Here is a 17,034-nt window from a genome sequence, read left to right on the forward strand (position 1 = left end):
ACATCTGACTGATATTCAGCCCGTTCAACTCTTGAAGAAATTGTTTAAATTGAAATTCGTGATAAACTCACGCTAGCTCTTCTTTTTCTTCCCCTTTTTGCCGGGGGGCGCTTTCTCCTGTGAGGCGGAGACCTGGAAATCCTTTCCCTCGTAGGTTCCTTCCCGGATGCCTGGAAGGACCTGTTCGGCGACTTTTTCGTCCACTTCGAAAAAGGCATGGCGTGAGTGTATGTCGATGCGTCCCATGTGAAAACTTTCAATGCCCGTCTCACTGCAAACAAGTCTCAGCAGAGCCCCTTTGTTCAGGTTCTGTTTTTCGCCCAGGTTGATAAAGAAACGCCTTTTGGCTCCGTTGAGGTTCCGGTTGAAATCGCCGTTTCCCTTTCCTCCCCGTCTGACCTTCCTTCCGCCAGCCTCTCGTTCACCCGGTCCAGCTGCCTTTTCAAAGCTTGCATTCAGGTCGCCGGAATTTTTATAGTAGTTCAGAAAGGCATTCAGCTCCATGGAGATAAATTTCAATACAATATCCTCGGCCGGCAGATCTTTCAGCTTCTTGTAGAAAACAGGCCAGTAGCGGTCGATGGCCTCCTCATCCACCGGGGTGTTTACGACCCGGTCCATGAGCGCGTACATCTGCTTTTCACAGATCTCCCCGGAGTCGGGAATGCTCGACTGCGCGACCCTGGTACCGAGCAACGATTCCACCTGCTTAATTTTGTAAGTTTCCCGGGTATTGACCAGGGCCAGGGAAAAGCCCGATTTGCCAGCCCGGGCGGTGCGCCCGCTGCGGTGGGTATAGTTTTCTATATCATCGGGCAGGTTGTAGTGGATCACATGGGAAATATCCTTGACATCGATACCCCTGGCCGCTACATCCGTGGCCACCAGCACCCTCACGGTCTTCTCTCTGAATTTAAGCATGGCCGCATCTCTCTGAGCCTGTGACAGGTCTCCGTGCAGGGCTACCACATCATAGCCCTCTTTTTCCAGTTTGTCTGCGATCTGACTGGTCTCCCGTCGCGTCCGGCAGAATATCAGTCCGTATATTTCCGGGAAGTAGTCCAGGATCCTTTTCAGGGCATGGTAACGGTCCCGTTCCTTCATCATGTAGTAGCGATGCTCAATATTCACCGCCACACTGTTCTGCTTACCCACTACAATCTCGAGCGGATCAAGCATGTAGTTCTGGGCAATTCGTTTCACTGCTTTGGGCATGGTAGCAGAGAAGAGCCAGACCCTCTTGACTGCCGGAGTCTGTTCGAGAATGGCATCAATATCTTCTTTGAAGCCCATATTCAGCATCTCGTCGGCCTCATCCAGCACTACCCGCTGAACCGAATTCAGCTTTACAGCCTTTCGCTTAATCAGGTCGAGCAATCTGCCCGGTGTGGCCACCACAATATGGGCCCCTTTTTTCAATTTATGGATCTGATCGGTGATGCTTGCACCCCCGTAAACGGCCGTGATATTCGGATGATCCTGATAAGCGGCAAAAGTCTCCAAATCGCGGGTTATCTGCATACACAGCTCCCTGGTAGGACAAACGATCAGGGCCTGGGTAATCCGGTCCTTGAAATCGATATGCTGGATCAGGGGCAAGCCAAAAGCGGCGGTTTTTCCCGTTCCGGTCTGGGCCAGTCCCACGAAATCCCGCTTGCCTTCTGCCAGGACAGGGATCGCTTTTTCCTGTATTTCAGAAGGGGATTCAAATCCTAATTTGGTGACGGCTTTTAAAATATCCCCACGCAATCCTAAGTCCTTAAATTCCATAATTTTAAATTAGGCGGCAAAGGTACGATAATTAACTTTCCCCGGTGCAAAAAGGAGAAATAATCGTGCATATGTTTATGAAGAATAGGCTTTAAAGTCCGGATCGATCGTTTTCAGAAGTTCCATGGATTTTAACCATAATTTTTCTCCCTCTGCGGTCTCATAGACTTTGGGGTCCATTTTCTTGGGATTAAACATATGCAGGTATTCGTTGCTTGTCCCCTCGTAATCGGCCGACAGAGCCATGTAGACCACAGGTCGCGCCGCCCTGGCAGGCGATTTGAATACGATCCGGAAAATGCCTTTCAGGGTCATCCTGAGAAGCCAGGGAGCCTCCTTTACAATGTTCGATGCCACCGGCCCCGGACAGATCAGATTGATGCTTAATCTGACAGAATCATGATTAATTCTTCTGGATAGTTCTGAGGCGTAGGTGTTTAGTATAAGTTTAAAATAACTGTAATTTGAAATCCCCTTGGAAACCCCGTATTTAAAGTAGCTTCCGAATTCTTCATAATCGATGTAAGTGGCTCCCTGGTGTGAATCACTGGATATAAACAGGATTTTTGAAAGGGGGGGCATATCCTTCAGTTTAATCACTTCTCTGGCCAGAAGTAACCGGGTTAAGATCACATTGGAAAGATAATTGACCAGGAACATCTGGTCCTGACCCGATGCTGTCTGGCGTGAACCCGGAAGTGCCACAGCCGCATTGAGTATGCAGATGTCCAACTGTATCTTCTCTTCAGCCATCGACCGGACAAACTGATGAATGGTTTCAATTCTGGAAAGATCCAGGTACCGCATCTCCACACTTTCTGAACCGGATAGCTGCTTCACCCTTTCCCCGGCTCCGGGAATCCCGCTTCTTCCCGCCATAATCACCCTGGCTCCCCTTCTGGCAAATGCCACAGCCAGAGCAAATCCCAGTCCCGAATTGGCCCCCGTTATAAGTACTGTTTTGCCATCGGCCCTGTCCTTATCGGAATACCTGGATGCCAGTTGCTGTTTGGAAAAGAAATCTTTGATTCCTGCCAGGGAAGCAACTACCGGGTTTGTAAAACGACCCTCAGCCATGTTCAGGTTTTTTTTCGGGATTTTTCATAGTTTGATCGTGGTAAATATAGCAAGAGAATCAGTTTTTTGTGTAGTTATATTATGCTACCTTTGCAGACTTTTTAACATGAGCCGAGAAACATGGATATACGGAACATAGCGATTATTGCACACGTCGACCACGGAAAGACCACCATGGTCGACCGGATATTGCACCAGGTAAAACTATTCAGAGATAACCAGGAGATGGGTGAGCTGATCCTGGATTCCAATGATCTGGAACGGGAACGGGGCATTACTATTCTCTCCAAAAACGTATCTGTTACCTATAAGGGGACTAAAATCAATATCATTGATACTCCGGGTCACTCAGATTTTGGCGGAGAGGTGGAAAGGGTATTGAATATGGCAGAGGGGGTTTTATTGCTGGTGGATGCCTTTGAAGGCCCCATGCCCCAGACTCGTTTTGTATTGCAGAAGGCCCTGGAACTGGGGAAAAAGGTGATTGTGGTGATCAATAAGGTGGATAAGCCCAATTGCAAACCCGATGAGACCAGTGAACTGGTTTTTGAGCTGATGTTTGCCCTGGATGCCACGGAAGAGCAACTGGAATACCCCACCGTATATGGCTCTTCCAAGGAGGGGTGGATGGGGTCTGACTGGAAAAATCCCACAGAGGACATGGCCTATCTGCTCGATACCATCGTGGACTATTTCGATGCTCCCGTGGAAAATCCCGGTACCCTGCAAATGCAGATCTCCTCGCTGGACTATTCTTCTTATACCGGCCGGATCGCCGTAGGCAAGGTGCATCGGGGAAGCATACAAATGGGCGACCAGGTCTCCATTGTTCAGCGTAACGGACTGAAACACAGATCCACCGTAAAAGAGTTGTACACCTTCGTTGGACTGGGGAAGGAGAAAACCAAGGAGGCCGTGAGCTCGGGGGAAATTGTGGCCGTGCTTGGACTGGAGGATTTCGATATTGGTGATACCATAGCCGATCCTGAAAATCCCGAGGCCATGCCTCCCATCTCCATTGATGAACCTTCCATGAGCATGCTGTTTACCATCAACAACTCCCCCTTCTTCGGGAAAGAGGGAAAATTTGTGACCTCCAGGCATTTGAGAGACCGCCTGTTTAAGGAGACCGAGAAGAACCTGGCCCTGAAAGTGGAAGAAACCGATTCGCCCGATCGCCTGCAGGTTTATGGAAGAGGAATTCTGCATCTTTCCATATTAATTGAGACCATGCGCAGGGAGGGATACGAGCTGCAGCTGGGACAACCCAGGGTGGTGATCAAAGAGATTGATGGCTTCAGGCACGAACCGGTGGAACTCCTCTATATCAATGTGGATGAGGAGTTTTCGGGTAAGGTGATTGAGATTGTAACCGGTCGTAAGGGAGATATCCTGAATATTGAAAAAAAGGATGACCGGGTTAACCTGGAGTTTAAGATTACGGCCAGGGGGCTGATTGGCCTGAGGCAACCCATCCTGACCGCCACCGAGGGGAATGCGGTTATTTCCCACCGTTTTTCCGGCTATGAACCCTGGAAGGGAGAGCTGGTGCGTAAACGGAACGGAGCCCTGATTGCCATGGAGACAGGGACCGCTATCTCTTATTCCATCGATAAGCTTCAGGACAGGGGCAAGTTTTTTATTGATCCCATGGAGTCCATCTATGCCGGACAGGTCATCGGGGAGCACACCAAGCAGGACGACCTGGTGGTAAATGTAATCAAGACAAAGAAGCTGACCAATATGCGGGCTTCCGGTTCCGATGAAAAGGTTTCCATTGCTCCGGCTGTGAATTTTTCCCTGGAGGAGGCTCTGGAATACGTGGGAGAGGACGAATATGTGGAGGTGACCCCCCAATCGATCCGTCTGCGAAAGATCCTGCTCGCCGAACATGAACGGAAGCGGGTTAAGAATCTGGAAGCTTAACTCACTTTTTCATATACGGCTTTCCGGGACATAAACTGCATGGTAAGTCCCCTGGCCACCATAAAGAGGATAAAGGCGAGCCAGAGGCCGTGATTTCCCAGGAACCTTCCTGCCAGGAAATAGGCAGGGAAAAAGATCAGCAGGGTGGAGATCAGCATGGCGTTTCGCATCTCTGGTCCGGCGGTGGCCCCGATGAAGATGCCATCCCACAGGAAGGCCGTAAATGAGACCATAGGAACCAGGACCACCCAGAAGAAATAAGGCTTTGCATTGGCAATCACCTCGGGGTTGTTGGTCAGCACCCTGAAAATAGCATCTCCCCCTAGCAGGTATACCAGGGTAAAGAAGAGACTGATTCCCCCGCCCCACAGAAAGAACAATTTAATGCTCCGCTCCAGGGATTTTCTGTCGCCTGAGCCAATGAATTTTCCTGTCAGAGCTTCCGATGCATGGGCAAATCCATCGATCAGGAAGGAGAAGAACATAAAGAACTGCATCAGGATCGAATTAACCGCCAGGATGGTCTCCTCTCCTTCGTTAAAAAGATCCACACTGGCCGAACGGGCCGTAAAGATGGTAAAGACCACCACCAGGCACATGGTACGAATAAAGATATCGCTGTTGACCGAAAGGAAGTGTTTTAACTTAAGCCACTGGATGGTCGCCTTCAGGGACCAGTATTTAAAAAGTTTCCGGAAATATTTCCGGAAGAAATAGATGGCGATCAGGAGTCCGCTGTACTGTGCAATCACCGTACCCAGGGCCACCCCGTCGGATCCCATGCCCAGTTTCATCACGAAGGTGTAGTTGCAGATGATATTGATCACATTGGTCAGGACCAGCACCACCATGGGAAGGCGGGCATTCTGCATTCCCAGGAAAAAGCCGAGCAGGGCAAACTGCCCGAGAGCAGCCGGGGCTGCCCACACACGGATCCTGAAATAGGTCATGGCCAGCTCTTCCACACGGGTTTCGCCCTTCAGAATCAGAAAACTCAGGTGCTCGATTGTTCCCTGAAAGACCAGGAGCAGGAGGCTCATGATCAGGGCTATGAAGGCTGCCCTGGAGAATACCTGGATGGTCTCCGGCAAATCCCTTCTTCCACGGGCCTGAGCCGTAAAACCACTGGTGCCCATTCGGAGAAATCCCAGGCTCCAGTAGATAAAATTGAATATAAGGGATCCCAGGGCGATGGCACCGATATAAGCATCCGACTCCAGGTGCCCCATCAGGGCCATGTCCACAATTCCCAGCATAGGGATGGAGATGTTGCTGATGATGTTGGGTATGGCCAGGTCCAGGATCTTCTTATTCACCTTTCGGAAATTTTTGTCCGAAGATAACGCATATTATGTTTTCAACGGGCCTTATGAACGGTCACACGTGGCCTTGGAGCATCGGACCAGTCGCATACAGGAGCCAGGGGCCTACAGATAAGCGGACACCTTTTGATAGAGGGCCTGCACTTTCACGCGGGGATCGCCCTCGCCCAGGGTCTCTATGGGAAGGAAACCGTGATACTGGTGCTTATGAAGAAGTCTGATCAGGCGCCTGACATCCAGAGCTTCTGATCCTTCTCCGCTTCGTACGGTTTCCTTCACCTGCCAGGTAACAGCGTAGGGGATCAGTTTTTCGATTTCCAGGTAGGGATCGGGTCCGGCAATGCTGCCGGTATCAAGCATCAGACCGAACCACTCCGAATCGACTCTCCGGAGAATATCGATGATCTCCCCGGTGTTGATCAGAAAATCATGGTGGTTTTGAAATGCCACATTAACTCCGTATCTGGCAGCGAACAGGGAACATTCACGAAAGGCATCCACCACTTGCTGATGCAGGGCACTGGAAGGGTCTCCTGCCGAGGGGGCCTTCCCGTCGAAGATCCTGATATTAGGAGCCCCCAGTTTGGAGGCAGCTACGATCCATTGTTTTACCAGGTCAATCTCTCCGGCCAGTGCCTCCGGATCGCGCAGAGTAAAATCATTCCGGACTCCGGTTCCTGAAAAGGAAATTCCGGTCCTGAAGGCCATTCTTTTAATCTCATACAAAGCCTGGTCGTCCGGGACAGCAGGGTAGCCTGGTATGTAATATGCAGTCAGATCAATAGCTGTAAATCCGGCACGGGCAGCGTAATGAAACAGTTCTTCCAGGCCCATTCCCTCCTCCAGCAATGCACGATTAAAACTGTAGGCATTCAGGGAAGGAGTAATGCCGTAAGCTGACAGAGTATGAGCCCCTGCTTCAGCAGGTGTCACCCCCGCGGCTCCCACCAGGGCCATGGATGAGGCCTTTATAAAGGATCGTCTTCGCATAATTCCCCTAATATTAGGGATAATTGCTTATCCATATGAAAGAACTTTTCAACGTAAAAAGTATCTTTAAAGAAAACACCCTATTATGTCGATTGAGAGATTGATTACGCTTCCCCCGCGTATGGCGGAAAAGTTCCACGAGCTGGAAAATAAGGAGCAGGATGCCTGGTTTTGTGGCTCAGATCCTGCTGGAAAAAAAGCAGGCTCCGGGGGAGGAAGTGCCTATCTCTTGTGGTTGGCATACAGAAAATCAGGCTTTACGGGGTCCCTGGAGGAGTGGTTGATGGAGAAAAGGCGGTTGCTTATTCATTCCGGTGGGGAGAGCCGCCGGCTTCCGGCCTATGCCCCTTATGGGAAATCTTTATTGCCCATACCGGTTTTCCGGTGGTCGAAGGGCCAGGACCTGGATCAGAAGCTGCTTGGTTTTCAGGCTTCCTTCTATGAGAAGATTCTTCAGAATGCTCCGGCGTGTTATACCACCCTGATTGGCAGCGGCGATGTGATGTTTATCTCTTCGGACCGGTTCCAAAAGCTGCCGGAAGCCGATGTACTGCTTTTTGGGATCTGGGTAGAGGACCAGGTGGCTTCCCGTCACGGAGTGTTTTTCAGTCGCCGTCACCAGCAGAATCGGCTCGCTTTTGTCAGGCAAAAACCTTCTGTGGAGGAGTTGTCCGGTCTGGCACAGGATTATTTCTACCTGATGGATTCTGGGATTGTGATGATGAACCGCGAGACGACCCTGAAACTGATGAAAAAATCGCTTTGGGATGAAAAGAGCCAGACCTTCAAAGGAGGCGCTCCCGGGTATTATGATCTCTATGGGGATATGCTCACTGCTTTCGGGGAAGAGTCCGGATCCGCAGATTCAGAGCTGGCGGCTCTTACAGTTAAGCTGGTACCTTTGCAAGAGGGAGAGTTCTATCATTTTGGTACCAGTAGCGATATGATCGAATCGACCCTTCGGCTCCAGAACCGGATCACCGACCAGCGCCTGAAATATTCCAGGGAGTCGGATCATCACCCTTCCATCTTTCAACAAAATGCTGATGTGAAGGTCGAATTCAGTGCAGAGAACCACCATATCTGGATAGAGAACAGTTATATTCCCTCCACCTGGAAACTGAATCATCACCATATCCTCACCGGGATTCCATCAAACTCATGGAAGGTGCTGCTTCCGGCAAATATCTGTCTGGATCTGGTGCCACTGGAGGAGGATGAGTACTGCCTGCGGATTTATGGTTATGGAGATGAATTCGGGGAATCGGCCGACAGGAGAGGGACCTGGATGAACCAGGAGCTGAAGCAGTGGCTGATCCAAAGGAATATTACGCCAGAGAATGCAGGCTTTACCCGGGATGCCTCCATGTATGAGCTGCCTCTGTTCCCTGTAGGGAGCATGAAGATGCTGGAAGCGGTTCTAAAGGAGATACTGGAGAAAAAACGGCAGACTTCCCTCTGGTTGAAATCGCTGCGACTATCTGCAAAAGAGCTTGCAGAAAGAGCCGGGGCGGAAAAATTATACCGGCAAAGGGAGGACCTGAGGCTTCAGAGCCTGCCCAGGCTGGCCGCCAATCACCCCAAAAGTATCTTCTATTTCCTGGATCTGGAGAAGATATCGACCCAATACTGCAAATCAGGACTGGAACTGCCCGCGGAACTTTCCAACAAAGAACCGCTTATCAAAAGAATGAATGATTATATGTTCCGGGCCAGGGTCCTGGGGAACAGGGAGCATGCCCTGCACTTTGAGAAACGGGCCTTCGGGATGCTAAGGCAGGAAATGATCCGGACCCTGAAAGCGGAACCCCTGAGCCCCCGCCGAAATGTACTGGACGATCAGATCCTGTGGGGAAGAAGCCCGGTACGGCTTGATCTGGCAGGAGGATGGACAGATACTCCTCCCTATTGCATCATGGAGGGAGGCAAGGTGGTCAATCTTTCGGTAGAGCTAAACGGCCAACTTCCCCTGCAGGTTTATGTCAGGCCCCTGGCCGAGATGAAGATAATTCTTCGCTCAATCGATCTGGGAGAGAAGACAGAGATCAATAATTTTGAAGAACTGAATAATTATGACCAGCCGGGAGGGGGCTTCTCCATTCCCAAAGCGGCGCTTGTTCTTTGCGGCTTCGGCCCCATGTTCTCCGGGAAACACTACGCAGATCTGGCCTCGCAGCTGAAGGCTTTTGGATGTGGCATCGAAATGTCATTGCTGGCGGCTATTCCAAAGGGCTCGGGGCTGGGGACCAGTTCAAATCTGGCTGCCACCGTGCTGGGTACCCTGAACGATTTCTGTGCCCTGGGATGGGACAAGCACGAGATCGCTTACCGGACCCTGATCCTGGAACAGATGCTTACCACCGGCGGAGGCTGGCAGGACCAGTTCGGGGGTATCTTCGGGGGGGTCAAACTACTGGAAACCGAAGCAGGGATCAGACAGAGCCCCGGGATCAAGTGGCTGCCCGATCAGCTGTTTACCAACCGGGAGACCCGGGAGATGTTGTTATTGTACTATACGGGGGTGACCAGAGTGGCACATGACATCCTGGGCGAGATCGTGAAAGGCATGTTCCTGAATTCATCGGGCCACCTGGAAATATTCAAGGAGATGAAAATCCATGCCCTGGAGACTTTCGGCACGATCCTAAGCAATGATTATGAGGGTCTTGCAGCCAAAGTGGCTCTAAGCTGGGTTCTGAACCAACACCTGGATGAGGGCACCAATCCGCAAGTGATTCGTGCGATCATTCAAAGGGTGGAGGATTACCTGCTGGGGTATAAGCTGCTGGGAGCCGGGGGAGGAGGTTATCTGATCATGTTCGCCAAATCGGCGGAAGCTGCTTTAAGAGCCAGGAAGAACCTGGAAGCAGATCCGCCGAATGCCCGTGCGAGGTTTGTGGATTTTAGCGTTTCAAAAAGCGGCTTCCAGGTCTCCCGTTCCTGATCAGTCCACCTGCTCCTCTTCGAACATGTCCGAGTAGTCCCGGACCGCTTTCGAAGCCTTTCTGCCTCCGAAGAAACCCAACAGGACGAGAACCAGGAGCACAATGCCCACGATCCTGGCCGTTGACTCTTTTCCCTTCAGGGCCTGGATGACAGCATGGTAAAGCAGGTAAATGCCAAAGACACTCACAACAAGACCGACTATTCCACCCAGGGTGAAATTGATCCCATAGAAGAATGCCAGCAAGGCATTGACCGGGTAGAGGACCATCAGGGAGGCTGACACCCTGGCGTTGGCTTCAAAATCGGTGTTGCCGCCGCAAATGGCCGAGATTACCAGCATAATCACTCCGCCAATGAACAGTCCGATGATGGCTCCGATAATGGACCAGATCAGAGCCATAATGCCCACGGCACCGCCCAGTAAGCCGGCCCCCATGGCAGACAATCCAAGAACACTCCACAGTAGTGAAAAGAGGCCTGCTATGGTTCCGTAGATGGCAGCTTTGATTAAAGGTTCGGCAATTCCCCCGGACAGGGGCATGGATTGGAAATACCCTTTCGGGTTCAGCAGGGTTTCCCTGGAATCTTTTAAAATTTTGTTAAAATTAATGCCTTCGTCGCTCATGATGTGAGATTTTTTGAAGACATAAATTACAAATATTTAATGGATCTGCAAGTCTTAATCGAGCGCCGGAAGAAAAATTCTGAAGGTGGTTCCTTCCTCCCTGGAATCTACAAGGTGAAAATAGTTTTACATGGAAGGCTGCAGCCCCGAGTCATAGGACTTCTCTACGTCCCTGAACCAGGAGGTGGCGTGCCGGTTCAGATAGAACAGGACCTTGTTACGCAGTCCGGGTATAATCAGCCGATCGCCGCGCAACATGCCTTTGACAGCTTTTGCTGCAATCAGGCCGGGGGCCAGGCTTTGAATATCCTCCTCGAAAATCCGGCCAAAACTCTCCACCTGTTGCATCAGGCTTTTGATGGGAGCAGGATGTACCATGCTTACCAGTACCCCGGTGTTTTTAAGCTGCTCCTCCAGCTCCCTGGTCAAGGCATACATTTTGGCCACGGAATGCTGGAGGCCTTCGCTGAATTGCTCTTTCCTGAAGGGGAAAGGAATAATATGCTGAATATAGGAAGAGGCTAGAGCTCTCATATGAGGGAGGAGACTCCTGGTGATCAGGACTGCTCCCCGGAATCGGGTCTGGAAATCGTCCCGGGTCAGTTCCGAAATACACCGGTTTTCTCCGGCGGACCAGTCGCAGGTGATGTTATTGATCAGAGCCCTGATCTCATATGAATCCTGGATCCTTTTTACATAAAACTGAATTTCTTCCTGGTTGGAAAGATCAAGTTTTATGGCATTCACCTGAATTTCATGCTTCAGCTGTAAACCAATGGCAAACCTCTGTAAATCAATGTAAGTGGTTGATACCAGCAACAGATTGCATCCTTTACGCGCTATTTCCCGGGCCATGGCTTTGCCCAGTTCGCCTTCCGCTCCAAGTATGATGGTGTACTGTGTATTCACTGTATTGGTATTCATATTCTGTATTAATAAGACAACTTAAATCCCGATTGGATGCGTGGATCGTGTTAAATAATCGTAAAATTTAAGGCCACTTCACCTTCTTTATGAAAAAGATGCAATAACCAGGCCAAACCCTTCCGGTACCCGGAAGTTTTTCAACATAAAGTTCAGGATTTTAGGAAGTCTATCCTAAGCCCTCCGGCTCCGGGAAGAGTCCGTTTGGAGGTAAATATTTAACAAATGCAGAGGAGTTATCAACAAAGGGCCCCGGGAAGATCCCCTCTGCTGATCCGGCTTCTTTACCAGATACTTTTCAGGCGGTAAATCTCCCCTTTTTTTAAACGTACAGATCCCTTGGCGGAAAAGAGCTGAATCTTTTCAAAACCGGATTCGGGAAAGCATAATTCAGTCATTGCCAGGGCCCCGTCATCCACGAACAACTCGATGGAAGAAAGGTCAATAAAGGCATGGATCCTGATTTCTCCTGATTCCGGCAGGCGGTAGGGAGCTGCATGTTTTCCGGGGAAATGTTCTGAAAAACCGGTCTGACCTGAATGGTCCCTGGAGATAAAGATCTCCTGGCTCCCGGTATGGCAGGCTGCGATTAACTGGTCGTTCTGACTGTTTTCCAGGATAATTCCAAATTCAGTTCCCTCTTCCACACCCGGATCAAATTCAAATACCAGGTCAATCTCATAAAGGGGAGCTGCCCATTCAGGCACAGATCCCACCTGCATTCTTTCCGTCACCGGTCCCGGTTCCAGGCTCGTATGTTCCACACGTAACTCTTTTGTTTCCACCACGGGAACAGAACTCAGCCTGTAGCCGTCCGGCCCCCTTTTAAGACGGAGTTCCCTGGGCAGCGTCATGGCGCTTCTCCATCGAACGGTGGGGACCAGGTTGGCATACTGCCAGTTACTCATCCAGCCTAAAAAGATTCTTCGTCCATCTGCTTCAGGAATATCCGACCAGCTCACCCCGGCATAATTATCCTTTCCATAATCGATCCAGCGTGGATCGGGTCCGGGATTTTCGTTGTGAAAGTGTTTCCCGTCAAATTCCCCGACAAAATACTGCGTGGCCGATCCGCCATTGGGACCGCCCGGATTAATGCTTACCAGAAGGACCCATTTTTCTTCCCCGTTGACATCCATTGGGAAGAGATCGGGGCACTCCCAGACACCGCCATGGGCACCAGTATTCTCTCCAAATTCACTTTCCGGGGTCCAGTGGATCAGGTCGGGAGAGGAATAGAACATGATCCGGTTTTGGGCTGCCAGTGCCATGATCCAACGATTACCATTCGCGTACCAGATCACTTTTGGATCCCTGAAATCCCTGATCCCCGGGTTTTGCAGCACTGGATTTCCCTGGTATTTGATCCAGCTTCTGCCTTTGTCCAGGCTGTATGCAATGCTCTGGTACTGGAACAGTTCGCTTCCGGCTTTTTCCAGGGCATGATTATGGTGAGTAAATATGGCAACCATGGGTGGATTTTCCTTACTTCCCAGTCCGGAGCTATTGCTCCAATCAATGACTGCACTACCCGAAAAGATGGTGCCCAGGCTGTCGGGATAGAGGGCCATAGGCTGGTGTTCCCAGTGTATCAGGTCGGTGCTGATTGCATGACCCCAGTGCATGGGGCCCCAAACGTTGCTGTTTGGATTGTGCTGATAGAAGAGGTGGTATTCTCCTTCATAGTATACCATTCCATTGGGATCATTCATCCACATGGAATCGGGACTAAAATGGAATTGTGGCCGGTACTGCTCGGTGTACGGAAACTGTACGGTTCCGGAAACATGCCCAGCCTGTGCTGCAGAGGTAGAAATGAAGATTGGCAGTGCGACCAGGAAGGTGATCAGGATTTCCCGCTTATTCATAAGAATTGGATTAAAATTTATGTATAAACTCCCCGGATAATATCCATCACCTCGCTGGTGATTTCTGCGCTCCGGCCGGTGGATGGGCAGCGACCCTGTCCGTTCATTTCAGAAACAATGGTCCGGATCAGCGGCATCTGGATGTGCTCGGGCTGAATGGTGGCTATGGTTTCCTTGTGGTCACCAGTATTCAGGGTGATGGGCTTAAAGCTGAAAATACCGAAACTAAGTAAGCCTTTTTCTCCGCAGACCTCCACCAGGTCCCTTTGGAATGCCGGGGGTGTTACAAAATTCCAGCTTCCGGTCAGCAGCAAATCATCAGGAAGCCTGAGGGAAGCAGAAAGGGAATCTTCCGGTTCGTACATGCCGCCCACATTGCTGATTTTCCCGCTTACCTCCAAAGGATCGCCAAAGATATGGAACAGAATATCCAGGGCATGACAACCCAGATCGTGGAAATATCCACCCCCGGAATCTTCAGGAATGACCCTCCAGGGCAGATTGTCGCGATCGTAATCTTCCGGCCGGGCCGGATAGAATTGCTGCAGGTTGACATGCAGGATCCGGCCCAGGGTTCCTTCGTCGATGATCGATTTCACCTTTTTAAAGTACTCGAGTTCCCTGCGGTAATAGGCCACAAAAACAGGAACCCCCCCTTTTTCGGCAGCTTCGTTGATGACCCTGCACTCCCGGGCCGTTCGGGCCATAGGCTTTTCGATATAGACAGGTTTCCCTGCTTTTATGGTCTCCAGGGCATACTCCATGTGCGATCCGGGTGGAGTGGCAATATATACGATGTCCACCTCCGGATTGTATATCACTTCAAAGGGATCTTCGTGTACTTCGGGGATCCCATGCCTGGCTGCATAGTCTTTCGCTTTTTCGAAAGACCGGTTCCCTACGGCCACCAGTTGTGAATTCTCCACCTTGTTAAAAGACGGGGCACTCTTAAGCTCGGTCACATTTCCGGTACCGATCATGCCCCAGCGGATTGTTTTTCTAGCCATGTAACTAAGATAGGGAAAAATACAAAAGCTCCCGCAGGAGCTTTTGTAACGCGTATGATTTTCAACTACTGCAGAAAATCATCTACTCAAGTATCTCCTTGCAATACTCCCGGCAGATAGCGACCTCTTTGACGGGGTCCGAGCCCTCGGGGATCTTATATTCCAGTTCAATATCACAGTAAATGGGCCAGCCTTTATCCTGGATCAGGAGAAGCACCTCTTTGATGGGAGTCTGGCCTTCGCCCCAGGGCATGTTTTCATTGCCTTTCACCTCATGGTCCCTGGCGGTTTTATCCTTTAAATGGATGCTGGCAATTTGAGCGTGGTACTTTTCAATGAATTCCACCGGATCCTTTCCCGTAGAACCAAAATAGTGGCCGATGTCAAAATTCAGGCGATTGGCCGGGTTCAGGGCCAGAAGCTTGTCCACATCAAAGTCCGCCTCCGCATACTGGAAGTGATTGTGGAAAATCGCCACCATTCCAGCCCTCTCTGCTGCCGCACCCACTTTGGTGCAGTTCTCCTCACCGATCTCTGTGGTGATCCCTATGGCTCCCAGTGTTTTGGCAACCTTGAAAGAGTAGTTTAGCTCCTCTTCGCTCATTCCTGCGGTCCATTTATAAATATGGATATTCACCCCCGCATCGTTGAACTTTTTGCGCAAGGCCACATACTTCTTCATGGTTTCATCCGAGTAGCGCCAGGTCTTGATATCGTTCTGGTATTTTTCAACTGCTGCTTTCTCCTCATCACTCAGATCGCCGGATCTTAGTTTTCTTCTTGAAACCGTCAGTTCGGGAGCTCCCAGGTAGGCCTCAATGCCGGTTCCCATCAGCTCCACCGAGCTGAGTCCGGCATCCACACAGGCCTGCAGGACCTCATCCACTTCGCGGATACTCCTGAAGCTATAGGTTATGGCACCAATCTGGACTCCTCCGTAGTTGGAGCTCAGGGCCTCCTGCCCCTGGGCGGGGAAGGAGGTCACTAACATGAGTCCGGCGGCTGCCAGCAGGTATAATCTCGATTTGATCTTTTTATTTTTCATGTTTTTCTTGGATTAAAAAAGATTATAATTTCCATCCATCACGGTATTCGTAATGGAAGTACTGGTTAGCTTCCTCCAGGTTTGTGATCCTCATGTTCTCAGCGTCATATTCGAGGGTTTTATTTACCTGCTGAGACATAACGGCAATGTTGGTGATCAACATGATCTCGGTGAGTTTGGAAGCGATCTCGAAATCATTGGCTGCTTTCCTTCCCTCCTTGATGGCTTCGATGAAATCCACATATACGCTCTTGGGACGGTTTAACCAGGGTTCCGGGGCCTTGAAGTCCGGATTTCCGGGAATCAGTTCGGGCATGGCTCCATGGGTGCCGTGCATCAACATACCCTTGTCGCCGATGTAAAGGGCTTCCCGCAATTGCCGGTCGGCCTCCAGTTCAGCCGGGCGGAAAGGCTTAATGCCCCCATCGCTCCAGGTTACCTTCACAGGAGGTTTGTTTCCGCGGGCTGCAAATTCATACATCACCTGTTCGGCCTGCGGGAGGTAATCGGCTGTAAATGGAGTGGTGGTTGCCTGTATCTTGACAGGCATGCCCAGCTCCAGGGCCCAGATGGGGGCATCAAAGGTATGAGCGCCCATATCTCCCATGGCACCTGTTCCATAGTCCCACAGTCCACGCCAGGCAAAATGGGTGGTATCGGGATGGTAAGGCTTCTCAGGAGCCGGCCCAAGCCAGACATCGTAATTGAGGTTACCGGGTACTTCAACCCCGGCGGGACGCTCCAGGAATCCCTGGGGCCAGACCGGCCGGTTGGACCACATATGGACCTCCCTGACATCGCCAATGGCGCCGGACTGGATCCACTCCACCGTTTGCATGGTCCCTTCAATATTATGGCCCTGGTTTCCCATCTGGGTCACCACACCGGTTTTTTTTGCCAGCTCACTAAGGAAGCGTACCTCGTGTATGGTCTTGGCCATGGGTTTTTCCACGAAGACATTCAATCCGGCATTCATGGCATAGGCAGCGATCACCGCATGGGTATGATCGGGTGTTCCGATCACCACGGCATCCAGTTCCTTCTCCTTATCGATCATCTTGCGGAAGTCGTCGTATACCTTTGCTTTGGGATAGCCGGCGATGATGTGACCCGCATATTCATGGTCCACATCGCAAAGGGCATAAATGTTGGCATGCTTAAAGCTTTTCGGGCTTTCGGCATCGCCCATCTGATTGGCTGCCATGCGTCGTTCGGGCCTGGGAGGAGTAATTCCCGGATAGCGGTACCATCTTATTCCAGGCAGTCCCTGGCCGCGTCCGATGGGCACGTCGGGTGTGGCAATGTTCCGGATATCACTTCCGCCCTGGTTCCCCAGTCCGATTCCCGCCACATTCACCATATCACTGGGAGCTGTATAACCGGGTCCCCCGAGCACATGGCGCGGCACAATGGTAAAGGCAGCTGTGGCTGCAGCAGTTTTTCCGATAAAAGCTCTCCTTGAGAGGCTGTTACCTGTGTTGCTGTTGGTCTTTTTTTGTTTCATGATTATAAAAGGTTATGGAGTTGGAAATAG

The 17,034-nt window shown here is 50.8% G+C and carries 12 protein-coding genes; 2 read left to right on the forward strand and 10 right to left on the reverse strand.

Features of this window, described 5'->3' with window-relative positions; translation table 11 throughout:
- Positions 1 to 72: 72 nt before the first annotated feature.
- Both P1P86_14905 and P1P86_14910 read right to left on the reverse strand, forming a co-directional pair.
- Complete coding sequence (locus P1P86_14905) at positions 73 to 1,770, reverse strand: DEAD/DEAH box helicase (GenBank protein ID MDF1576475.1); 1,698 nt, start codon at positions 1,768 to 1,770, stop codon at positions 73 to 75.
- A 75-nt stretch (positions 1,771 to 1,845) separates the two neighbouring features.
- Positions 1,846 to 2,847 (reverse strand): SDR family NAD(P)-dependent oxidoreductase, encoded by a 1,002-nt coding sequence (locus P1P86_14910; protein MDF1576476.1) that lies wholly within the window; start codon positions 2,845 to 2,847, stop codon positions 1,846 to 1,848.
- Between the two features lie 120 nt (positions 2,848 to 2,967).
- Between P1P86_14910 and typA the strand changes: the two genes are divergently transcribed.
- Positions 2,968 to 4,773, forward strand: a complete 1,806-nt coding sequence (gene typA / locus P1P86_14915; GenBank protein MDF1576477.1) for a translational GTPase TypA — start codon at positions 2,968 to 2,970, stop codon at positions 4,771 to 4,773.
- Here the strand turns inward: typA and P1P86_14920 are convergent.
- Positions 4,770 to 6,089: an MATE family efflux transporter gene (locus tag P1P86_14920; GenBank protein ID MDF1576478.1), complete on the reverse strand. Its 1,320-nt coding sequence runs from the start codon at positions 6,087 to 6,089 to the stop codon at positions 4,770 to 4,772. The two genes, typA and P1P86_14920, sit on opposite strands and share 4 nt — an antisense overlap.
- A gap of 111 nt (positions 6,090 to 6,200) precedes the next feature.
- Positions 6,201 to 7,085 carry a sugar phosphate isomerase/epimerase gene (locus P1P86_14925; protein MDF1576479.1) on the reverse strand — a complete coding sequence of 295 codons (885 nt, stop codon included), beginning with the start codon at positions 7,083 to 7,085 and terminating at the stop codon, positions 6,201 to 6,203.
- Between the two features lie 85 nt (positions 7,086 to 7,170).
- Between P1P86_14925 and P1P86_14930 the strand changes: the two genes are divergently transcribed.
- Complete coding sequence (locus P1P86_14930; protein MDF1576480.1) at positions 7,171 to 10,029, forward strand: bifunctional fucokinase/fucose-1-phosphate guanylyltransferase; 2,859 nt, start codon at positions 7,171 to 7,173, stop codon at positions 10,027 to 10,029.
- Here the strand turns inward: P1P86_14930 and P1P86_14935 are convergent, their stop codons facing one another.
- The 6 genes from P1P86_14935 to P1P86_14960 all read right to left on the reverse strand — a co-directional run bounded on the left by P1P86_14935 (position 10,030) and on the right by P1P86_14960 (position 17,004).
- Positions 10,030 to 10,656, reverse strand: coding sequence for a Yip1 family protein (locus tag P1P86_14935; protein ID MDF1576481.1), 627 nt, complete (start codon positions 10,654 to 10,656; stop codon positions 10,030 to 10,032).
- 126 nt (positions 10,657 to 10,782) lie between these two features.
- Entirely contained in the window at positions 10,783 to 11,580 is a 798-nt protein-coding gene (locus tag P1P86_14940) for an SDR family NAD(P)-dependent oxidoreductase (GenBank protein MDF1576482.1), read from the reverse strand.
- A gap of 284 nt (positions 11,581 to 11,864) precedes the next feature.
- On the reverse strand, positions 11,865 to 13,448 hold the full coding sequence (locus tag P1P86_14945; protein MDF1576483.1) for a glycoside hydrolase family 32 protein: 1,584 nt from the start codon (positions 13,446 to 13,448) through the stop codon (positions 11,865 to 11,867).
- A 17-nt stretch (positions 13,449 to 13,465) separates the two neighbouring features.
- Positions 13,466 to 14,455 carry a Gfo/Idh/MocA family oxidoreductase gene (locus tag P1P86_14950; GenBank protein ID MDF1576484.1) on the reverse strand — a complete coding sequence of 330 codons (990 nt, stop codon included), beginning with the start codon at positions 14,453 to 14,455 and terminating at the stop codon, positions 13,466 to 13,468.
- 82 nt (positions 14,456 to 14,537) lie between these two features.
- Positions 14,538 to 15,500, reverse strand: a complete 963-nt coding sequence (locus P1P86_14955) for a sugar phosphate isomerase/epimerase (GenBank protein ID MDF1576485.1) — start codon at positions 15,498 to 15,500, stop codon at positions 14,538 to 14,540.
- Between the two features lie 22 nt (positions 15,501 to 15,522).
- Positions 15,523 to 17,004, reverse strand: coding sequence for a Gfo/Idh/MocA family oxidoreductase (locus tag P1P86_14960; GenBank protein MDF1576486.1), 1,482 nt, complete (start codon positions 17,002 to 17,004; stop codon positions 15,523 to 15,525).
- Positions 17,005 to 17,034: the final 30 nt, after the last annotated feature.

It is taken from the genome of Bacteroidales bacterium, assembly GCA_029210725.1.
Lineage (GTDB): Bacteria > Bacteroidota > Bacteroidia > Bacteroidales.

What these genes read in the sequence shown, in the direction of transcription:
- P1P86_14930 (MDF1576480.1), top strand. Translation starts at nt 7,171, where the DNA reads ATGTCGATTGAGAGATTGATTACGCTTCCCCCGCGTATGGCGGAAAAG.
- P1P86_14955 (MDF1576485.1), bottom strand. Translation starts at nt 15,500, where the DNA reads ATGAAAAATAAAAAGATCAAATCGAGATTATACCTGCTGGCAGCCGCC.
- P1P86_14935 (MDF1576481.1), bottom strand. Translation starts at nt 10,656, where the DNA reads ATGAGCGACGAAGGCATTAATTTTAACAAAATTTTAAAAGATTCCAGG.
- P1P86_14905 (MDF1576475.1), bottom strand. Translation starts at nt 1,770, where the DNA reads ATGGAATTTAAGGACTTAGGATTGCGTGGGGATATTTTAAAAGCCGTC.
- P1P86_14925 (MDF1576479.1), bottom strand. Translation starts at nt 7,085, where the DNA reads ATGCGAAGACGATCCTTTATAAAGGCCTCATCCATGGCCCTGGTGGGA.
- typA (MDF1576477.1), top strand. Translation starts at nt 2,968, where the DNA reads ATGGATATACGGAACATAGCGATTATTGCACACGTCGACCACGGAAAG.
- P1P86_14910 (MDF1576476.1), bottom strand. Translation starts at nt 2,847, where the DNA reads ATGGCTGAGGGTCGTTTTACAAACCCGGTAGTTGCTTCCCTGGCAGGA.
- P1P86_14960 (MDF1576486.1), bottom strand. Translation starts at nt 17,004, where the DNA reads ATGAAACAAAAAAAGACCAACAGCAACACAGGTAACAGCCTCTCAAGG.
- P1P86_14940 (MDF1576482.1), bottom strand. Translation starts at nt 11,580, where the DNA reads ATGAATACCAATACAGTGAATACACAGTACACCATCATACTTGGAGCG.
- P1P86_14945 (MDF1576483.1), bottom strand. Translation starts at nt 13,448, where the DNA reads ATGAATAAGCGGGAAATCCTGATCACCTTCCTGGTCGCACTGCCAATC.
- P1P86_14950 (MDF1576484.1), bottom strand. Translation starts at nt 14,455, where the DNA reads ATGGCTAGAAAAACAATCCGCTGGGGCATGATCGGTACCGGAAATGTG.